Genomic DNA, 2821 nt, shown 5'->3' on the forward strand with positions numbered 1-2821 from the left:
GATGGCTGAGTGGTTGAAAGCACCGGTCTTGAAAACCGGCATACGTTAATAGCGTATCTAGGGTTCAAATCCCTATCTCTCCGCCACATTCGAAGGGCTTGCAGAAATGCGAGCCCTTTTCGCGTTTTAGCCTTCGGCAAACGCGAGGTCCTGGTCCTGGGAAAAGCGGGAACGAGGGCCTAGGGAAAGAAGGCCCTCGGAAGAGCGGACCCAGGATCTAGGCAGAGCAAAAGGAAAGAAATCGCTTGACGCTTAATAGCTTTTCGAAATCCTGCAGCACCCAGCACCCAGCACCCAGCACCCAGCACCCAGCACCCAGCACCGATCTCCTATCCCTTCAAAAAACGCCGTAACAACGCTTCACCTTGCTGTTGGGTGAGGTAGCCAGGTACCGGGTAGGTGCCATGGGCTTCAGCAAGGGCACGCTGGGTGATCAACGGGATCTCATCGGCGTTTAGCTCTGGGAATGAGGTTGGGATAGCCAGCTTCTTGTTCAAGTCAGCTACCGCATGAATGAATGCCTCTGCTGTATCCAATCCTATGACTTCTGCAAGCAGTTGAAGTCGCTTTTCACAATAAGGCTTGAGAAGCTTCAGTACTTCAGGCAGCAGTACGGCATTCGCTAGGCCGTGGGGAATATTGTACATGCCACCTAACTGGTGGGCGAAGGCGTGGACATAGCCAACATAAGCCCTTGTGAAAGCGCAGCCTGCCTCATAGGAGGCAATTGCCATTTGCTCCCTGGCTTCCAGATCATTTCCGTCTTCAAAGGCTGTAGTGAGATATTTGAAGATCTTCTCGGTAGCTTGGGTCGAATACTTATCCGTGAGTGGTGTGTGGTAGGTACCGATAAAAGACTCTATAGCGTGGGTCAGGGCATCCATACCGGTTGCTGCGGTAATAGGCTTGGGTAGGCCGACCATGAGAGTGGGGTCGATCAGGGCCATATCCGGCAGTATGGCCGGATCGACAATAGCAAATTTCTCACGTGCGCTGGGATCTGACACAACCGCTGCGACGGTTGCTTCTGAACCAGTGCCTGCTGTCGTCGGAATTGCCATAAAAGGGGGTAACTTCTTCCTGACTTTTAGCTTTCCAGCCAATCGCCTTACAGGCCTATCTCGCACTATTTTTGCGCCAATGGCTTTGGCGCAATCTATTGGCGAACCACCCCCAATGGCGATTATGGCGTTGCACTGTTGTTCTTTGTAAACATCAGCACCCACAGCGATATTGGCAATGGTAGGGTTTGGTTTTACTTCGTCATAGATGACAAACTCAATCCCTTTAGTGGTTAGGGAATCGCATAAAGCAGTAGTGAGCCCGAGTGAGTGGATCATGGCATCGGTGACAATGAGAACTTTATGAGCGCCTTTTGAGGCCATAAGCTCACCGGCTTTGGTGATGCAATTCGCACCCATTTCTAATTCGGGGAAAGGAATCGTGATGATTTTGTTGAGCTGTTTATTGATTCCAACCACGGTTTTGTAGAGCAACATAGTAAACATCCTTTTAAACACTTGTTTGAATTATAGTCACAACTTGTCATGTTTTATGGGATGAGCTTCATAGTTGGATCAAAATAGGCTATTGGCTAATAGATCTGCCAAAGGAGATGATTTTGATGTTAACCTATTGTTTTCATAATGGTAGCTCTTGGTAGTTTGGCTTCCGTTACTGAATGACTTGGTAATTTGGTATGGCGTGCCTTTGGCAAGATGCCAGAGAAAATGTTCTGCAGCATTGTCAAATACCGTCGCCAAGTTCGCTTTGTCGATGTGGGGTAACGGTGAGCGGAAAGAATACTCGGTCAAGGGTTGGATATCTCGATTCTCAAGGCGCTGTTTTTCGACATGGGCAAAGCCGAAGTCGTTGGCGTTTGGCGCGACTCCACCTGGCAGCATGTGCGCGGGGATCACTAACTTTGCTTGGGAAAGGGTCATTTTTACTCCTGCTTTTTTAACATCGTGGCACAGGTTGGCGGTTAATGCACAGGGATCTTATCAGCAATTTCCCTTGTGACTGCCACAATATAAGTGACGTCACCAAAGGGAGAATAGGAATGAAGAGGCGGCACTTTCTAGCACTATGGTCGGTATTATTGGCTAAGCCCCTATGGGCGCGGGCACCGTTGGTGGCAACCCCTTCGCAAGCTGAAGGCCCTTTTTATCCAGTTGTACCGATCCCGCTTAGGGCGAATTTAATTTTGCAGGAGCAAGGGATAGCCGGCGATCCCATAGAGTTGACTGGTCGGGTGAAGGATATGAAGGGGGAGCCTCTAACAGGGGTTAAAGTGGAAATTTGGCAATGCGATGGCAATGGGGTTTATGATCACCCTCAGCAACCCAATAATCAGAACTTTGACCGCCACTTTGCAGGCTTTGGCGCGGTAGAGACGGATAGTAACGGCCAATACCGATTTCGGACCCTGTTTCCAGTGCCATATACCGGGCGTCCTCCGCATATCCATGTAAAACTTTGGCGTGGCAACCAAGAACTTTTGACGACGCAGTTATATCTCAAAGGGCAAACCGGCAATGAATGGTGGGGAGGGCGGGAGCGTCAGCATCTCCAGTTTGATCCTGTCGGGAACGAGGGAAATAAGGCTGGAGAATTTGATTTTATTCTTTCGGTTTGAGTGCTTAACTCGCAATTATTAGAATATCGCTGGTATTGTGAGCAGTCGGTTGTTTGGGGTATTTACAACGTTAAGAGTGCCCGATAATATACGCCGCACTTACGGAGAGATGGCTGAGTGGTTGAAAGCACCGGTCTTGAAAACCGGCATACGTTAATAGCGTATCTAGGGTTCAAATCCCTA

General features: G+C 49.3%; 3 protein-coding genes. 1 reads left to right on the forward strand and 2 read right to left on the reverse strand.

Features of this window, described 5'->3' with window-relative positions:
- Positions 1 to 329: 329 nt before the first annotated feature.
- Entirely contained in the window at positions 330 to 1499 is a 1170-nt protein-coding gene (locus tag BIZ37_RS29815) for an iron-containing alcohol dehydrogenase (protein ID WP_187464624.1), read from the reverse strand.
- Positions 1500 to 1577: 78 nt separating this feature from the next.
- A complete protein-coding gene (locus BIZ37_RS29820; RefSeq protein ID WP_187464625.1) occupies positions 1578 to 1943 on the reverse strand; it encodes a hypothetical protein in 366 nt (121 codons plus the stop codon).
- A 119-nt stretch (positions 1944 to 2062) separates the two neighbouring features.
- Here BIZ37_RS29820 and BIZ37_RS29825 point away from each other — a divergent pair, with 119 nt between their 5' ends.
- Positions 2063 to 2638: a protocatechuate 3,4-dioxygenase gene (locus BIZ37_RS29825; protein WP_187464626.1), complete on the forward strand. Its 576-nt coding sequence runs from the start codon at positions 2063 to 2065 to the stop codon at positions 2636 to 2638.
- Positions 2639 to 2821 lie beyond the last annotated feature (183 nt).

The organism is Photobacterium sp. BZF1 (genome assembly GCF_014349205.1).
Lineage (GTDB): Bacteria > Pseudomonadota > Gammaproteobacteria > Enterobacterales > Vibrionaceae > Photobacterium.